Origin of the sequence: Streptomyces sp. NPDC018947 (assembly GCF_044390505.1) — a bacterium.
Lineage (GTDB): Bacteria > Actinomycetota > Actinomycetes > Streptomycetales > Streptomycetaceae > Streptomyces.
The window spans coordinates 46312-63567 of sequence record NZ_JBIRZD010000007.1 but is presented as its reverse complement, the minus strand read 5'-3'; the positions used below and the strand labels follow the sequence as shown (position 1 = coordinate 63567).

Here is a 17256-nt window from a genome sequence, read left to right as displayed (position 1 = left end):
CGCCGCCGCCCCGGGAGCCGCGCGATGAGAGTCCTGCTGATCGGGGCCAACGGCTACATCGGCCGTTTCGTGGCCGACCGCCTGCTCGCCGACCCCGCCGTCCAGCTCACCGCCCTCGGCCGCGGGGACGACGCCGACGTCCGCTTCGACCTCGCCACCGGCAGCCCCGGCGCCCTCACCCGCTTCCTCGACGCGGTCCACCCCGGCGTCGTCGTCAACTGCGCGGGCGCCACCCGCGGCGGTGCCCGCGAGCTGACCCGCCACAACACCGTCGCGGTCGCCACCGTCTGCGAGGCCCTGCGCCGCAGCGGCTGCGGTGCCCGCCTGGTGCAGATCGGCTGCAGTTCCGAGTACGGCCCGAGCCAGCCCGGTTCCTCCACCGCGGAGGACGCCGTGCCCCGCCCCGGCGGCCCCTACGGCGTCAGCAAGCTCGCCGCCACCGAACTGGTCCTCGGCTCCGGACTGGACGCCGTCGTCCTGCGCGTGTTCTCACCCGCCGGGCCCGGCACCCCCGCCGGCTCCCCTCTGGGGCGCCTGGCCGAGGCCATGCGCCGCGCCATGCAGTCCGGCGACGGCGAGCTCAGGCTCGGCGGCCTCGGCGCCCAGCGCGACTTCGTCGACGTCCGCGACGTGGCCCGCGCCGTCCACGCCGCTTCCCTGTCCGCCGCTCAGGGCGTCATCAACATCGGTTCGGGCCGCGCCGTGCGCCTGAGGGACGCCGCCGCCACCCTCGCCCGGGTCGCCGGCTACGGCGGCTCCCTGCACGAGATCGACGCCCCGCCCGGCGCCCTGCGTCCCGTCATCGGCCATCCCCGCACCGAATCCGTCGGTCACCGCGTCGACGCCCTCGCCCACCACCGGGCCGAGTCCGCCGGCCACCACCGTCCGGACGCCCTGGGGCACCGCGGCGACCACCGTGCCGACGCCGAGCACGCGGCCCCGGTCGCCTACCCCTATCCCGACGGCTGCGGCGCCTGGCAGCAGGCCGATGTGCGCACCGCCCGCGACCGCCTCGGCTGGCGGCCCCGGATCGCCCTGGAGGAGTCCCTCGCCGACATCTGGATGGAGGCGGCATGTCGTATCTGACCAGCGCCGAAGCAGCCACCTCGCACACCGCTGTCCGCACCGGCCTTGGAGTGCCGGGCCTCGCCCACCCCCTCCTCGCCCCCGACGAGTGGGCCGGGCTCACCGGCCCCGGCACACCCCTGCACTGGGTCGTCCTCAACGTCGCCGACGGTCCCGGCGCGCACCCCGACCCGCACTGCCTGGAGGTGGCCGGGCGGCTGCGCAACGCCGGCGTCCGCGTCCTCGGCCACCTCGACGCCGGGTACGGGACCCGCGGCTTCGGCGAGCTGATCTCCGACGCGCACCGCTACCTCGACTGGTACCGGACCGACGGCTTCCTCATCGACCGCTGCCCCTCCGAACGGGAGGCCCTGCCCGAGGTCCGCCGCACGGTCGACACGCTCCGTGTGATCCGTGACGACGCCCACGTCGTCCTCGGCCACGGCACCCACCCGTACCCCGGTTACGCCGAGCACGCCGACCAGCTCGTCACCTTCTCCGGCGCCTGGAGCGACTACCGCTGGTCGCAGGCGGCCGATTGGAGCGCCGATCATCCGCCCGAGCGCTTCTGCCACTTCGTCCACGGCGTCCCCCGCGGTCACCTGGAGGAGGCGCTGCGCATCGCCCGCTGGCAGGGCGCGGCCACGATCTACTTCACGGACCGCTCGTACCGGGCCGGCCGCATGGACCCCTGGGAGGCGATGCCCGGCTACTGGGACGAAATCGTCTCGCGTATCGGGACGGGTGTCTCGGAATGAAAAAGGCCGTGGCAGTGTTACGGAGAGAACAACCGTAATGATTGACCGACCAACGGAGTCCCCGTGTCGCTGCCACCCCTGGTCGAGCCGGCCCCCGAGCTCACCGTAGACGAGGTCCGCAGGTACTCCCGCCACCTGATCATCCCCGACGTGGGGATGGACGGGCAGAAGCGGCTGAAGAACGCCAAGGTGCTCGCCGTGGGCGCGGGCGGCCTCGGCTCGCCGACCCTGATGTACCTGGCGGCAGCCGGTGTCGGCACGCTCGGCATCGTGGAGTTCGACGAGGTCGACGAGTCGAACCTGCAGCGTCAGGTCATCCACAGCCAGGCCGACATCGGTCGTTCCAAGGCCGAATCCGCCCGTGACACCATCAAGGGCATCAACCCGTACGTGGACGTGGTCCTTCACCAGGAGCGGCTCGAGGCCGACAACGTGATGGACATCTTCAGCCAGTACGACCTGATCGTCGACGGCACCGACAACTTCGCGACCCGCTACCTGGTCAACGACGCGTGCGTGCTGCTGGGCAAGCCCTACGTGTGGGGCTCGATCTACCGCTTCGACGGCCAGGCCTCCGTCTTCTGGTCCGAGCACGGCCCCTGCTACCGCTGCCTCTACCCGGAGCCCCCGCCCCCCGGCATGGTCCCCTCCTGCGCCGAGGGCGGCGTCCTCGGCGTGCTGTGCGCGTCCATCGGCTCCATCCAGACCAACGAGGCCATCAAGCTCCTGGCCGGCATCGGTGAGCCGCTGGTCGGCCGCCTGATGATCTACGACGCCCTGGAGATGCAGTACCGCCAGGTCAAGGTCCGCAAGGACCCGAACTGCGCGGTCTGCGGCGAGAACCCCACCGTCACCGAGCTCATCGACTACGAGGCCTTCTGCGGCGTCGTGTCCGAGGAGGCCCAGGCGGCGGCCGCCGACTCGACGATCACTCCGAAGCAGCTCAAGGAGTGGATCGACGACGGCGAGAACATCGAGCTCATCGACGTCCGTGAGCCGAACGAGTTCGAGATCGTCTCCATCCCGGGCGCCCGGCTGATCCCGAAGAACGAGTTCCTCATGGGCTCCGCCCTGGAGAGCCTCCCGCAGGACAAGAAGATCGTCTTGAACTGCAAGACGGGTGTCCGCAGTGCGGAAGTCCTGGCCGTCCTCAAGTCCGCGGGCTTCGCCGACGCCGTGCACGTCGGCGGCGGCGTGATCGGCTGGGTCAACCAGATCGAGCCGGAGAAGCCGGTGTACTGAGCCGGCATCGGCTCGGCGGCTCCGGGTTCCGCTCGGCCCGGGCTCCGTCCGGCGGGGGCTTCGCGCACCACAGGTGCCCGGAGCCCCCGCCGTCGTCATGAGCAGACCGTGCCGTCCTTCGGCACCGTTCCCTTCAGCAGGTAGGCGTCGACCGCGGAGTCGACGCAGTCGCTGCCGCTCCCGTACGCACCGTGGCCCTCGCCCTTCCAGGTGAGCACCACGCCGACGTCCTCGCCCAGCTCGTCCGCCATCCTGCGGGCTCCCTCGTAGGGCGTGGCCGGGTCGCCGGTGTTGCCGACCACCAGGACCGGCGCCGCGCCGGGTGCACTCACCTCCGGCGTCTCGTGCTGCCCGGGCACGGGCCACTCGTGGCACCAGCCGGCCGTGTCCCAGCCGAGGAAGGGGCCGAAGACGGGGGAGATCCTCTCGAACTCGGGCAGCCGCCTCTTCGTCTCCTCGGCGGTCGGCCTCTGCTTGTCGTCCAGGCACGATATGACCCGCTGAGAGTGGGTCATCGTGCCGTACGTCCCCGAGTCGTCGCGCTCGTTGTAGCCGTCGGCGAGGGCCAGCAGCTCCGAGCCGTCACCGTCCTGGGCCGCTTCCAGCGCGCTGGTCAGCGTCGGCCAGCCGTCCTTGCTGTAGAGCGGCAGGACGATGCCGGTGAGCGCCAGTGTCTGCGTCAGCCGCCGGCCCGGGGACGACGTCGGCAGGGGCTCGGCGTCGAGGCGCTTCAGCAGGGCGGCGATCTCCCTCGTGCCCTCCTCGGGGTCCTGCCCCGTGGACTCGAGGTAGTCGTCCAGGGCGCGCTGGAAGCCCCGTGCCTGGTTCTCCGCGTGGCCCATCGTGTCGGCGCTCGGGTCCACGACCGCGTCGAGGACCACCCGGCCCACGTTCTCGGGGAACAGGTGCGCGTAGACGCCGCCGAGTTCGGTGCCGTAGGAGATGCCGAAGTAGTGCATCTTCTCGTCGCCCAGCACATGCCGCATCAGGTCCATGTCGCGGGCGGTGTCCGTGGTCGACACGTGCGCCATCAGCTTGCCGGCCGCCTTCCGGCAGCCCTTGCCGAAGTCGGCGGCGTCCGCGAGGAACGCCCGCTCCTCGGCCGGCGTGTCCGGCGTCGCGTCCACCGACTCGGCGGCCTGGATCGCCTCGTCGTCGCGGCAGCGGACGCCCTCGCTGGCGCCGACCCCTCGCGGGTCCCAGCTCACCAGGTCGTACCGCTCGTGCAGGTCGGAGACGGCGTCGGCGTAGGAGGGCATCGTCGACACGCCCGAGCCGCCGGGGCCGCCGAAGTTGAACAGCAGCGAGCCGATGCGCCGGTCGCCACTCGCCCTGGACCGGATGAGGGCGAGGCCGATCGTCTCGCCGCCCGGGTCGGCCCAGTCCAGCGGCGCCTTGAGCGTGGCGCACTGCCAGTCGCCGCCGGGCGCGGGGGCGTCCGCCGTGTCCTCGCAGCGGCCCCAGTCGAGCGTCTGGGAGGCCAGTGACGCCGGCACCCCGGAGGGTGCCGCCGCCGACGGGCGCGCACCGCTCCTGTCGCCGTCGTCCGTGTCGTCGCCCGACGAGCCGCCGCCGCAGCCCGCCGTCAGCAGTGCGGCGGCGGCCGTCAGAGCCGTCCACCGTACGAGACGTGCCATGTGCACTCCCCCCTCGCTGGCCGTCCGCGCCGTGCGGCGGATGGCGGTCATGCCATCGTAGGCGCAGGCCACGACCCCGGCCGAAGCCTGTGGACAAAGTCCTGACCTGCGGCTTTGGGTCTCTCGTAGCGGGCCGGGGAGGACGGACGGCACCGGGATCAGGAGCAGACGGTCCCGGCCGCCGGAACGTTCCCGTCCAGCAGATAGCCGTGCACCGCGTCCTGGACGCACCGGTTCTTGCTGTCGTAGGCCCCGTGCCCCTGCCCCCGGTACGTCAGCTCCACGCCGACGTCCCCGCCCAGCGCGTCCACCATCTTCGCGGCTCCCTCGTAGGGCGTCGCGGGGTCGCCCGTGTTGCCGATCACCAGGATCGGCGGGGCGCCGGGCGCGCTGACGTCGGGATGGTCGGCGGCGCCGGCCACCGGCCAGTCGGTGCAGTTGACCATGCCCCAGGCGAGGTAGTCGCCGAACAGCGGGGACGCCTCGCGGAACTCGGGAAGCTTCCCCTCGATGTACGCGGAGTCGTAGCGGGGCTTGTCGTCGGCGCAGTTGATGGAGACGTTCGCCGCGGTGATGTTGCTGTACTCGCCGTCCTCGTTGCGCCCGTTCAACGCGTCCGAGAGCACCATGAGGATCCTGCCGTCACCGTCGTAGGCCTGCTCCAGGCCCTCGGTCAGGTACTCCCAGAAGTCCTTCGAGTACAGCGCCTGCGCGATGCCGCCGGTCGCCGCGGTCTGGGTGAGGTCGCGGGGGAAGATGCCCGGGATCGGCTTGCGGTCGAGGTCCCTCAGCAGCCGTGCGATGCGGTTCTCGACGTCCTGCACGCTGTCGCCGACCGGGCACTCCTCGACCTTGGACACGCAGTCCTCGGCGTAGTTGCCGAGCGCGCGCTGGAAGCCCTGGGCCTGCCCGAGCGACCCCTGCTCGGCGGTCTGCGTCGGATCGACGACCGCGTCGAAGACGGCCCGGCCCAGCTTCTTCGGGAACAGATGGGCGTAGACGCCGCCGAGTTCGGTGCCGTAGGAGATGCCGAAGTAGTACAGCTTGTCGTCGCCGAGGACCTGGCGCATCAGGTCCATGTCGCGGGCCGCGTCGGTGGTGGCCACGTGCGGCAGCATCCTCTTGGAGTTCTTCTCGCAGGCCGCGTTGAACTTCTCGGTGTTGTCCAGCAGCTCGGTGCGCTCGGCCGCGTCGTCCGGGGTGGCGTCCTGCTGGAAGTACGTGTCGAGCTGCTCGTCGTCCAGGCACTCCACGGGGGCGCTGCGGCCGACGCCGCGCGGGTCGAAGCTGACGAGGTCGTAGCGGGTGCGCAGGGTCGCGTAGTCCTGGCCGAAGGCGGGCAGGGTGGTGACGCCCGAGCCGCCGGGGCCGCCGAAGTTGAAGACGAGCGAGCCGATCCGCCGGTCCGGCGCGCCGCTGGCCTTCGCCCGGATCAGCGCCAGGCCGATCCTGTCGCCCCGGGGGTCGTCCCAGTCGAGCGGCGCCTTCATGGTGGCGCACTGCCACGCGTCGCCGTCCGGCAGGGGAGAGGGCGCGCTGCCGCCGCCCTCGGCCTGGGACGGTGCCGGGCAGTCCTTCCAGTCGAGCTTCTGCTCCGTGAGGTCCTCGTCGTCCTTGGAGCCGTCGCCGCAGCCCGCCAGCAGGGCGGACAGCAGGACGGCGGTGGCGGTGAGGGCGGCAGCGCGCAGCCGGGCAGGATTCGGCATGTCCCCATCGTGCGGGTGCGCCGGGTCGTGCGCCCGGGGCGCGAGCCGTACGAGGGACGCGGGGGCCGGCGTACCGGCGGGACCTACAGGGCCTCTTTCCGGGACAGGTGGTTGAAGGCCAGCCAGCCCGGCAGCACCGGAAGCCACAGGGTGAGCAGACGGAACAGCAGCACCGCGGGGGCGGCGACCTCCTTGGGCAGGCCGACGGCGATGAGGCCGACCGTCAGGGTCGCCTCCACCGCGCCCACACCGCCGGGCGTGGGCGCCGCGGACCCGAGCGCGTTGCCCGCGAGGAAGACGACGGCGACGCTGGCGATGCTGATCGACGTCGAGTCGTCGCCGAAGGCCCGGATGGAGGCGTCCAGGCACATCACGAAGCAGGCGGTGAGCAGCAGCATGCCGCCGATCCCGGTGACCAGCTTCTGCGGCCGCTGGAGCACGTCCAGCATCCGGGGCACGACGCCGGCGAAGAGCGACCGCACGCGCGTGACGACGAATTTCCGCAGGAACGGCACGGACGTCACCACGAGGACCAGCACCGCCACCGTCAGCAGACCCGCGATGACCGTCCGGGACGGCGACAGCGACGGGGTCTTCTCGGTACCGGTCAGATAGCCGAAGGACAGCAGCATCAGGATGTGGCAGCCCAGGCCGAAGAGCTGCGAGGCGCCGACACTCGCCACCGCGAGCCCCGGCCGCACCCCGGCCCGCTGGAGGAACCGCGTGTTCAGCGCGACACCGCCGACCGCCGCCGGCGCGACGATCTTCACGAAGGACCCGGCGACCTGTGCGGCCACGGTCCGCACGAAGGGCACCCGCTCGGGCACGAAGCCCAGCAGCGCCATCGCGGCGGCCACGTAGCTCGCCGCCGAGAACAGCACGGCCGCGGCGACCCAGCCCCACTGGGCGTTCGCGATCAGCGGACCGAACTCGATGTGGGTGAGCTGCGTCAGCAGGAAGTACGCGCCGATCGCGCCCGCGATGAAGCTGATCAGCGTGCGCGGACGCACCCGCTCCAGCCGGGCCGGCTCCACGGGCGCCTGCGGCCTGATCCGCAGCACCGCGTGCCGGATCAGCGTCAGCAGGTCCTCCTCGCGGGCCTCCTCCAGGGCGTCGTCCAGGGCCCGCTTCTCGGCCCGCTGCTCCGCTCGTACGGCCTTCTTGTCGGGCTTCGCCGAGGCGGACTCCATGTCGGTGCCGGCCTCCGAGCGGGCCGCCTTGGCCTGCCGGGACGCCTCCAGGACCGCCTCGCGTTCGCGCTGGGCCCGCTCCCGGGCCAGCCTGCGCAGGGTCGCGCGGGTGGTGCGGCTGAGCGCGATGGGCTGGAGCATCGGCAGACAGTCCGCCACGGCGTCGGGTCCGAGGACGTCGACCGCCGAGGCGACCGCGCGCTCGGCACCCACCCGCAGGCCGAGCGTCACCAGGAGCTGGGAGATGTCCATGCGCAGCAGGAGGTCGCCCGCGGCGATCTCGCCGATCCGCAGCTCGGTGAGGATCACGGTGCCGGAACGATCCACCAGGATGGCGTCGCCCACCAGCCTGCGGTGCGCGATGCGCCGGGACTGCAGGGCGCGTACCTGCTGCCAGGTGTCCCGCAGCAGATCGTCGGTGATCTCGTCGTCCGACAGCGAGTCGAGGGTGCGGCCGCCGGTGTGCTCGTAGACGAGCATCACGGCGTCGGGGCCCAGTTCGGACGTGGCGATCAGCTTCGGGGCGTTGGCGCCGGCCGCGATCGCCGCGTAGGCCAGCAGCGCCTCCTGCTCCAGCGCCTGGCGCAGCGAGGGAAGACTGCTGCGGGTGGCGAAGCCGCGCAGCGTCAGGTTGCGCCACGCGCGGTAGAAGAAGCCCTGTGCCTGCTGTTCGCGGTCCACGACCGTGACGTCCAGCGGCCGGCCGTCCTCCAGGGTGACGAAGTACCGCCGCCCCCGGTCACCGGTCTCGGAGGTGTCCGTCTGCGCCTCCTCGCGCGCGGCGGTCACCGGACGGAACCCGACGTGCCGCAGCCCCGCCATCAGCGTCCGGCCGGTGGGGCGGACGTTGGGGGAGCCGACCGCGTACAGCGTGCCGTAGGCCACGGTCCAGCCGATCAGGACCGTCAGGATGATCGAGAACGGCGTCGTGTAGCCGGTGACCAGCATCGAGAACGCGTCGAGGAGCAGCACGATCCACAGCACCGCGCGCCAGCGGGGCCTGCGGGACATCCCGACGGCCGTCATGTACGCGATGACCGGGGCCAGGTAGCCGTGCACGGGGTCGGTGAGCGCGTGCACGTCGCCCGGTGAGGGCTGGGTGAGCGCGTCCTGGATGGAATCGGGGGCCGCTTTCGCCACCCACAGGTCGGTGGCGAGGGTCACGCCGTGGGCGAGGACCGCCGCGAGCACGCCGTCGGCGATCCGCAGCCCGTCCCGCTTGATCAGCCGTTCGACCGCGAACGCCACCGGCACCAGGAGGATCGCGATGCTGGAGGCCAGGCCGGCGACCTTGATCAGCAGATCGGGCGCCTGCCCGGTGCCCTTGGTGATGTCCTGTTCGAGCCCCGACGTGGTGCCGTGCGCGAAGGCCGCGACCGCGAGGAGCACGGCGACCGCGAGCACGCCCACCAGGAGCCGCATCAGGTCGGAGGGACGGTGCACGCGCGCGGGGAGGAGCGGTTCGTCGCCCTCCACCTCGTCGATGTGCGCCACATCACCCGGATCGGCGGCCGTCGCCCCCGGGGCGTCCGCCCCGCTCGGGCCGGACTTCCCGCCCTCGCCGCTCCCCGGGCGCGACGAAGAGTCAGAGGTGCCCTCGGCGTCCTCGGGGTGCACACCCTGCTGCTTCATCGCCTCTTCTTGCTCTCGTATCACTGGTCACCGACCGCACGATGGTGGCATGTCGTACCGACAACCGACGGCATCAGGGTGCCCGTGCGGGCCGCACAGTCTGCCCGAAGCGCCCTTGCGCGGGCGAGGGACCGCATCCTCGCGAGCGCGCCGCGTTGTCGGTGGGGTGGGGCAGGATGGGACGGATGAGCGAGCAGAGCCTTCCGGACGAGGCCGTCGTGGAGTACCCGGACGCGCTGCCCGAGTACGCCGAGCGGGTCCTCGAGGTCGCCGAGCTGATTCCGCCGGGCCGCGTCATGACGTACGGGGACGTCGCCGAATGGCTGGAGGAGGGAGGCCCCCGGCAGGTCGGCCGCGTGATGTCCCTCTACGGTGGGGCCGTCTGCTGGTGGCGGGTCGTCCGCGCGGACGGCACCCTGCTGCCCGGCCACGAGCTGGAGGCGCTCGGCCGCTACCGGGCGGAGGGCACGCCGCTGAAGGAGGCGGGCAGAGCCGCGGAGGGCCATGTGCCGCGCCTCGACATGAGACGGGCCCGGTGGGACGGCGGCGAACGCGCGCAGGGTCACACCTGACAGCTTCCGCCATCGGACGACCCGGCGTGTGACACGTGATCCGTACGAGGGAAACGGGACACACCGGGCACCTCCGTGACATGACGTACGTTCGAGGGGCGGGGGACTCGCGAGCCGGGAGCGACCCGGGGGATGAAGGGGAAGCCCTGCTTCCGCCTCGTTCGTCGGCGTAGCGTCGGCCGCGCGCCTCCGCCTCATCCCGCGGCCACCGCCGTCCCCGCAGGACGGACAGCCCACCAGCACACCCACCAGGACCGGCGAACCACGTGAGCTCCTCTTCCTCCTCCGGACGCCCGTCGCACGCCCAGGTGCGACGGGGGAGCCCGGGCGCCTACCGGCTGGTGCGTACCGCGCCGGCCCGCGTGGACCCCCCTCGTCTGGACGCCGCCCAGCGCGCCGTGGTTGACCACCGGGCCGGGCCGCTGCTCGTCCTCGCCGGTCCGGGCACCGGCAAGACCACCACCCTGGTCGAGTCGGTGGCGGAGTGGATCGCCCGCGGCGGCGACCCGGAACGGATCCTGGTCCTCACCTTCAGCCGCAAGGCCGCCGTCGAACTGCGCGACCGGATGGCGCTGCGCATGGGCGCCGCCCGCGCCCCCCGGGCGACGACCTTCCACTCCTTCGGCTACGCCCTGGTCCGCGCCCACCAGGACAGCGACCTGTTCGTGGAGCCGCTGCGGCTGCTGTCCGGCCCGGAGCAGGACGTCACCGTGCGTGAACTGCTCGCCGGGCAGGTGGACCTGGAGCGCCTCGGCCTCGCGCACGTGCGCTGGCCCGACGAACTGCGCGCCTGTCTGACCACCCGGGGCTTCGCCGACGAGGTCCGCGCGGTCCTCGCCCGCAGCCGCGAGCTGGGCCTCGGCCCCGACGCCCTGGAGGCGTTCGCCCGCCGCATCGGCCGCCCCGACTGGCGGGCCGCCGCCGTCTTCCTCGCCGAGTACCTGGACGTGCTCGACCTGCAGGGCGTCCTCGACTACGCGGAACTCGTCCACCGCGCGGTGCTGCTCGCCCGGCGCCCCGAGGTCGCCGCGCAGCTCGCCGCGCGGTACGACGCCGTGTACGTCGACGAGTACCAGGACACCGACCCCGCGCAGACACGGCTGCTGCACGCCCTGGCCGGCGGCGGGCGCACCCTCGTCGCCTTCGGTGACCCCGACCAGTCGATCTACGCCTTCCGGGGTGCCGACGTGAACGGCATCCTCGACTTCCCGCACGCCTTCCCGCGCGCGGACGGCCGCCCCGCGCCGGTCGAGGTGCTGCGGACCTCGCGCCGGTCCGCGGCCGCGCTGCTCGCCGCCACCCGGCTGCTGACCCAGCGCATGCCGCTGACCCGCCTCCCCGCCGAGAAGGTGCGCGCCCACCGGGAGCTGACTCCCGTACGGGACGGGGGCCGCGTCGAGGTGTACACGTACCCGACGTCCGGCACCGAGCTGGACAACGTCGCCGACATCCTGCGCCGGGCCCACCTCGAGGACGGCGTCCCGTGGAGCGACATGGCCGTCCTCGTACGCGCCGGCTCCCGCAGCATCCCGACCCTGCGCCGCGCCCTCACCGCGGCGGGCGTCCCCCTGGACGTCGACGGCGACGACCTGCCCCTGCGCCACGAGCCGGCGGTGGCCCCCCTGCTGACGGCGCTGCGGGCGGTGGCGACGGCGGTGGCGGAGGAGCGGCCGCGCGGCGGGCCGCTCGCGGGCGCCCCGGCCGGCACGGCGGACGCGGGTGACGACGACGCCGAGGGTGAGGCGGACTCCGAGGGCGGTGAAGGCGTACGGGCGGGGGACTCCTCCTGGCTCGGCACCGAGACCGCCCTCACCCTGCTCACCTCCCCCCTCGCCGGCATGGACGCCGCCGATCTGCGTCGCCTCGGGCGCGCCCTGCGGGACGAGGAGCGGGCCGCCGGGAACCCGTTGCCGCCGCCCTCGGACGAACTGCTCGCCCGGGCCCTCGCCGAGCCGGAGCGTCTCGCCGTGCACGACCCCGCCTACGCGCGCGGCGCACAACGGCTCGGCGCGCTGCTGCGCAAGGCCCGGGAGCGGCTCGCCGGCGGCGGCAGCGCGGAGGAGGCGCTGTGGGACCTGTGGGAGGGCACTCCGTGGCCCGGCCGCCTGGAACGGTCGGCCAGGCGCGGCGGCGCGGCCGGGCGCAACGCCGACCGCGACCTGGACGCCGTGTGCGCGCTGTTCGCCACCGCCGCCCGCGCCGAGGAGCGCACCGGAGGGCGCGGCGCGCTGAACTTCCTGGAGGAGATCGAGGCCGAGGACATCGCCGCCGACACCCTCACCCGGCGTGCCGTGCGCCCCGACGCTGTCCGCCTGATGACCGCGCACCGCTCCAAGGGCCTGGAATGGCGGCTGGTCGTCGTCTCGGGCGTCCAGGAGGGCCTGTGGCCGGACCTTCGCCGCCGCGGTTCCCTGCTGGAGGCCGACCGGATCGGCCGGGACGGACTCGCCGAGCCCCTCACCCCCGGCGCGCTCCTCGCCGAGGAGCGCCGGCTGTTCTACGTGGCCGCCACGCGCGCGCGTGAACGCCTCGTCGTGACCGCCGTGAAGGCACCCGCCGACGACGGCGACCAGCCCTCCCGCTTCCTGACCGAGCTGGGCGTCGAGCCCGCCGACGTCACGGGCCGCCCCCGGCGCCCCCTCGCCGTCGCGGCCCTCGTCGCCGAACTGCGCGCCACCACGGTCGACCCCCGGGTCTCCGAGCCCCTGCGCCAGGCCGCCGCCCGCCGCCTGGCCCGCCTCGCCGCCCTCGCCGACGAGGACGGCCGCCCCCTGGTGCCCTCCGCCCACCCCTACCGCTGGTGGGGCATGTGGGACCCGACCGAGAGCAGGGTGCCGCTGCGCGACCGCGACCGGCCCGTCACCCTCTCCGGCAGCGCCCTCGACCAGCTCGCCAACACGTGCGCGCTCCAGTGGTTCCTCGGCCGGGAGGTGAAGGCGGACGCGCCCGCCACCGCCGCGCAGGGCTTCGGCAACGTGGTGCACGTCCTCGCCGACGAGGTCGCCTCCGGGCACACCCCGGCCGACCTCGACGTCCTCATGGAGCGCCTGGACTCGGTGTGGAACGCGCTCGCCTTCGACGCGCCGTGGAAGTCCGCGCAGGAGAAGGCCAACGCGCGCGTGGCGCTCGAACGCTTCCTGAAGTGGCACGTGATGGACCGCGCCGGGCGCACGCCGGTGGCCAGCGAGCACGACTTCGACGTGACCCTGGAGGCGGGGGAGTACGAGGTTCGCATCCGCGGCCAGATGGACCGCGTCGAGTCCGACGGCGACGGCCGCGCCTACGTCGTCGACTTCAAGACCGGCAAGCAGGCGCCCAGCTCCGCCGAGGTGGCCCGCCACCCCCAGCTCGCCGTCTACCAGCTCGCCGTGCGCGAGGGCGCCGTCGACGAGGCCTTCGGCGGGGCGCGCCCCGAACCGGGCGGCGCCGAACTGGTCCAGTTGCGCCAGGGCGCGGCCAAGCGCGACGGCGGCGAGACGCTGCCCAAGGTGCAGGCCCAGGACTCCCTGGCGGGCCCGGAGGGGGAGTGGGTCGGGGACCTGCTGGCCACGGCCGCCGGCAAGGTCCTCGACGAACGGTTCGGCCCGACCGCCGGCCAGCACTGCACGCACTGCGCCTTCCGCGCGTCGTGCAGCGCACGGCCCGAGGGACGCCACGTGGTGGAGTGACACGCAGCGCGCGCCGACCGGTGTGACCAGTCGCACCACCCCCGCCGACCTGCGTTTCTTCCCGCTCACGGGGCTCGCGCGGCGACCGCTGTCAGTGGGCGCGGCTAGCCTCTTCGACGTGCCCGCCCGTATCACCGATCCCGAGCAGCTCAAAGAACTCCTCGGAATCCCCTTCACCCCGGAGCAGACGGCCTGCATCGTGGCGCCGCCCGCCCCGCAGGTGATCGTGGCCGGAGCCGGGTCGGGCAAGACGACCGTGATGGCGGCGCGCGTGGTGTGGCTCGTCGGCACCGGGCAGGTGGCCCCCGAGCAGGTGCTCGGCCTCACCTTCACCAACAAGGCCGCCGGCGAACTCGCCGAACGTGTCCGTACGGCCCTGGTCCGGGCCGGCGTCACGGACCCCGACGTGATCGACCCGGACAACCCGCCGGGCGAGCCGGTGATCTCCACGTACCACGCCTTCGCCGGCCGCCTGCTCACCGACCACGGCCTGCGCCTCGGGCTGGAGCCGACGTCCCGCCTGCTCGCCGACGCCACCCGCTACCAACTGGCCGCGCGGGTGCTGCGCGAGGCGCCGGGGCCGTATCCGGCGCTCACCCGCTCCTTCGCCGACCTGGTCGGCGACCTCCTCGCCCTCGACGCCGAGCTGTCCGAACACCTCGTGCGCCCCGAGGACCTGCGCGCCTGGGACGCGGACCTCCTCACGACCCTCGGGAACGTCAAGCTCACCAACGCCGACCTGCGCAAGGTCCCCGAGGCCGCCGCCGCCCGCCGGGAACTGGCCGACCTGGTGATCCGCTACCGGGCCGCCAAACGCGAACGCGACCTGCTCGACTTCGGCGACCAGATCGCCCTGTCCGCGCGGCTCGCCCGGCTCCCCGAGGTAGGCCGCCTGCTGCGCGACGAGTTCCGGGTCGTGCTGCTCGACGAGTACCAGGACACCTCGGTGGCCCAGCGCATCCTCCTGGCGGGCCTGTTCGGCGGCGGCACGGGCCACCCCGTGACCGCGGTCGGCGACCCCTGCCAGGCGATCTACGGCTGGCGCGGCGCCTCCGTCGCCAACCTCGACGACTTCCCCGAGCACTTCGCGCACGCCGACGGCCGCCCGGCCACCCGCCAGGCACTCAGCGAGAACCGCCGCAGCGGCGGCCGCCTCCTCGACCTCGCCAACGGCCTGGCCGAGCCCCTGCGCGCCATGCACGCGGGCGTGGAGGCCCTGCGCCCCGCGCCCGGCGCCGAGCGCGACGGCCTGGTCCGCTGCGCCCTCCTGCGCACGCACGCCGAGGAGACCGACTGGATCGCCGACTCCATCGCCCACCTGGTCCGCACGGGCAAGGCGCCCGGTGAGATCGCCGTCCTGTGCCGCACGGCGACCGACTTCGCCGAGATCCAGGGCGCGCTGGTGGCCCGCGACGTCCCTGTCGAGGTGGTGGGCCTGTCCGGGCTGCTCCACCTGCCCGAGGTGGCCGATCTGGTCGCCGTCTGCGAGGTCCTGCAGGACCCCGGCGCCAACGCCTCCCTCGTCCGGTTGCTCACCGGCCCGCGCTGGCGCATCGGCCCGCGCGACCTCGCCCTCCTCGGCCGCCGGGCCCGGCTTCTGGTGAGTCACGCGCGCGTGGACGGCGACGACGACCCCGACCGGCGGCTCGCCGAGGCCGTCGAGGGCGTCGACCCGTCCGAGGTGATCTCCCTCGCGGACGCCCTCGACACCTTCCTGGAGACACCCCTGGACGGCAGCGGGGACGACGACGGGCTGCCGTTCTCGCCGGACGCGCGCGTACGGTTCGCACGCCTCGCCGCCGAGCTGCGCGACCTGCGCCGAGCCCTGTCCGACCCCCTCATGGACGTCCTGCACCGCGTCCTCGCCACCACCGGCCTGGAGGTCGAGCTGTCGGCGTCGCCGCACGCCCTGGCCGCCCGCCGCCGCGAGACCCTGTCGAACTTCCTGGACGTCGCCGCCTCCTTCGCCGCGAGCGACGGCGAGGCGACCCTGCTCGCCTTCCTGGGCTTCCTGCGCACCGCCGCCCAGTACGAGAAGGGCCTCGACAACGCCCTGCCCGGCGGGGAGAACACCGTCAAGGTGCTGACCGCGCACAAGTCCAAGGGCCTGGAGTGGGACGTCGTCGCCGTCCCCGGGCTGGTCACCGGCACCTTCCCCAGCGGGCAGGGCCGCGAGAAGTGGACCGCGCAGGGCAAGGTGCTGCCCCACGGGCTGCGCGGCGACGCCGACACCCTGCCCGACGTCGACTCCTGGGACTCACGGGGCCTGAAGGCCTTCCACGAGGCCATGAAGGAACACCAGCACACCGAGGAAATCCGCCTCGGCTACGTCACCTTCACCCGGCCCCGCTCCCTGCTCCTGGGCTCCGGCCACTGGTGGGGGCCCAGCCAGAAGAAGCCGCGCGGACCCTCCGACTTCCTCCGGGCCCTGTACGACCACTGCGCCGCCGGGTACGGCGAGATCGAGGCGTGGGCGGACGAACCCGCCGAGGACGAGGAGAACCCGGCACTCGTCGAGGACGCCGTCGACCGGGCCTGGCCGCTGCCCCTGGACGACACCGCCCTCGCCCTGCGCCGGGCCGCCGCAGAGACGGTCCTCGACCACCTGGACGCCCTCGCCGCCGAGGCCGACGGGCGGCCCACCGCCACCCACGACCCGGACACCCACGACGACCCGGACTGGCCGGCGCCTCCGGCGGACGACGAAGCCTTTCCCCCGGGCGACCCCCTGGACGCCGACCTGTTCCCCGAGGAGCCCTTCCCTCCGGGCGACGCCCCCTTCCCCGACGCCGAGGACCCCGCCTGGCCGGAGGACGCCGCGGACTGGGACTCCTGGACGCCGGACCGCCCCACGGCCACGGGAGACCACGAGCCCGCAACCCCGGACCGCCCCGCGACCCCGGACCGCCCCGCGACCCCGGACCGCCCCGCGACCCCGGACCGCCCCGCCACGCGCCCGACGGTCCCGCACCAGGCGCCGCCCCCGCCGCAGCCCGCCACCACCGGCATCCCCCGCCCCCAGGAGCCCCCGCGCACCGGCACCTCCCGCCTCACCCCCGAGGAGGCCCGCACCGTCGCCTCCTGGGACCGCGACCTGGAGGCCCTCACCGGAGAGCTGCTGCGCGCCCGCCGGAGCGTGACCGAGGTGCCGCTCCCGGCGTCGCTGACCGCGTCCCAGCTCCTGCGCCTGGCCGCCGACCCGGACGGCTTCGCCCAGGAGCTGGCCCGCCCCATGCCCCGCCCGCCGCAGCCCGCCGCACGCCGCGGCACCCGCTTCCACGCGTGGGTCGAATCCCGCTTCGAAGCGCTGACGCTGCCCATGCTGGAGCCCGAGGAGCTGCCCGGCGGCGAGGCCGAGATCGCCGACGAACGCGACCTGGAGTTCCTCAAGGACGCCTTCGAACGCACCGAGTACGCGCACCGCACCCCCTACCGCGTCGAGGTGCCCTTCCAGCTCACGCTCGCCGGACGCGTCGTCCGCGGCCGGATCGACGCCGTCTACAAACAGGGCGAGGGCCGGGCGGCGACGTACGAGATCGTCGACTGGAAGACGGGCCGGGAGGCGTCCGGCGACCCGCTCCAGCTCGCGGTGTACCGCCTGGCCTGGGCCGAGCAGCAGCGGGTCCCTCCGGAGTCGGTGACGGCCACCTTCCTCTACGTACGCACCGGAGAGGCCGTACGACCGGAGGGTCTGCCCGACCGCGCCGCGCTGGAGCGGCTGCTGGCGGCCGAGCCCGTCGGTGACGAAGCGCACGGTCACGGTGTCCGCGCGGGCCGATAGGCTCG

At 73.8% G+C, this 17256-nt stretch carries 9 protein-coding genes; 6 read left to right on the top strand and 3 right to left on the bottom strand.

Annotation, left to right across the window (positions count from 1 at the left end; genetic code table 11):
* The first annotated feature begins 24 nt into the window (after positions 1-24).
* The 3 genes from ACH499_RS15280 (at position 25) to moeZ (ending at position 3065) form a co-directional block, all read left to right on the top strand.
* Positions 25-1086: an NAD-dependent epimerase/dehydratase family protein gene (locus ACH499_RS15280; protein ID WP_356199625.1), complete on the top strand. Its 1062-nt coding sequence runs from the start codon at positions 25-27 to the stop codon at positions 1084-1086.
* Complete coding sequence (locus ACH499_RS15275; protein ID WP_399016098.1) at positions 1074-1823, top strand: spherulation-specific family 4 protein; 750 nt, start codon at positions 1074-1076, stop codon at positions 1821-1823. The genes ACH499_RS15280 and ACH499_RS15275 overlap by 13 nt, the downstream gene beginning before the upstream one ends.
* A gap of 63 nt (positions 1824-1886) precedes the next feature.
* On the top strand, positions 1887-3065 hold the full coding sequence (gene moeZ, locus ACH499_RS15270) for an adenylyltransferase/sulfurtransferase MoeZ (RefSeq protein WP_356199621.1): 1179 nt from the start codon (positions 1887-1889) through the stop codon (positions 3063-3065).
* Positions 3066-3160: 95 nt separating this feature from the next.
* On the opposite strand, the gene ACH499_RS15265 is transcribed toward moeZ, so the two are convergent.
* The 3 genes from ACH499_RS15265 to ACH499_RS15255 form a co-directional block, all read right to left on the bottom strand.
* Positions 3161-4702 (bottom strand): alpha/beta hydrolase, encoded by a 1542-nt coding sequence (locus tag ACH499_RS15265; RefSeq protein WP_399016096.1) that lies wholly within the window; start codon positions 4700-4702, stop codon positions 3161-3163.
* Positions 4703-4860: 158 nt separating this feature from the next.
* On the bottom strand, positions 4861-6408 hold the full coding sequence (locus ACH499_RS15260) for an alpha/beta fold hydrolase (protein WP_356199617.1): 1548 nt from the start codon (positions 6406-6408) through the stop codon (positions 4861-4863).
* An 83-nt stretch (positions 6409-6491) separates the two neighbouring features.
* Positions 6492-9230, bottom strand: coding sequence for a lysylphosphatidylglycerol synthase domain-containing protein (locus ACH499_RS15255; RefSeq protein ID WP_399016094.1), 2739 nt, complete (start codon positions 9228-9230; stop codon positions 6492-6494).
* 185 nt (positions 9231-9415) lie between these two features.
* Here ACH499_RS15255 and ACH499_RS15250 point away from each other — a divergent pair, with 185 nt between their 5' ends.
* From ACH499_RS15250 to ACH499_RS15240, 3 genes are all read left to right on the top strand, one after another.
* On the top strand, positions 9416-9802 hold the full coding sequence (locus ACH499_RS15250; protein WP_356199614.1) for an MGMT family protein: 387 nt from the start codon (positions 9416-9418) through the stop codon (positions 9800-9802).
* Between the two features lie 266 nt (positions 9803-10068).
* On the top strand, positions 10069-13470 hold the full coding sequence (locus ACH499_RS15245) for an ATP-dependent helicase (protein ID WP_399016092.1): 3402 nt from the start codon (positions 10069-10071) through the stop codon (positions 13468-13470).
* Between the two features lie 118 nt (positions 13471-13588).
* The gene (locus ACH499_RS15240) at positions 13589-17251 is read left to right on the top strand and encodes a UvrD-helicase domain-containing protein (RefSeq protein ID WP_399016090.1); all 3663 of its coding nucleotides are present in this window, start codon (positions 13589-13591) and stop codon (positions 17249-17251) included.
* Positions 17252-17256 lie beyond the last annotated feature (5 nt).

What these genes read in the sequence shown, in the direction of transcription:
- ACH499_RS15280 (WP_356199625.1), top strand. Translation starts at nt 25, where the DNA reads ATGAGAGTCCTGCTGATCGGGGCCAACGGCTACATCGGCCGTTTCGTG.
- ACH499_RS15275 (WP_399016098.1), top strand. Translation starts at nt 1,074, where the DNA reads ATGTCGTATCTGACCAGCGCCGAAGCAGCCACCTCGCACACCGCTGTC.
- ACH499_RS15265 (WP_399016096.1), bottom strand. Translation starts at nt 4,702, where the DNA reads ATGGCACGTCTCGTACGGTGGACGGCTCTGACGGCCGCCGCCGCACTG.
- ACH499_RS15260 (WP_356199617.1), bottom strand. Translation starts at nt 6,408, where the DNA reads ATGCCGAATCCTGCCCGGCTGCGCGCTGCCGCCCTCACCGCCACCGCC.
- ACH499_RS15255 (WP_399016094.1), bottom strand. Translation starts at nt 9,230, where the DNA reads ATGAAGCAGCAGGGTGTGCACCCCGAGGACGCCGAGGGCACCTCTGAC.
- ACH499_RS15250 (WP_356199614.1), top strand. Translation starts at nt 9,416, where the DNA reads ATGAGCGAGCAGAGCCTTCCGGACGAGGCCGTCGTGGAGTACCCGGAC.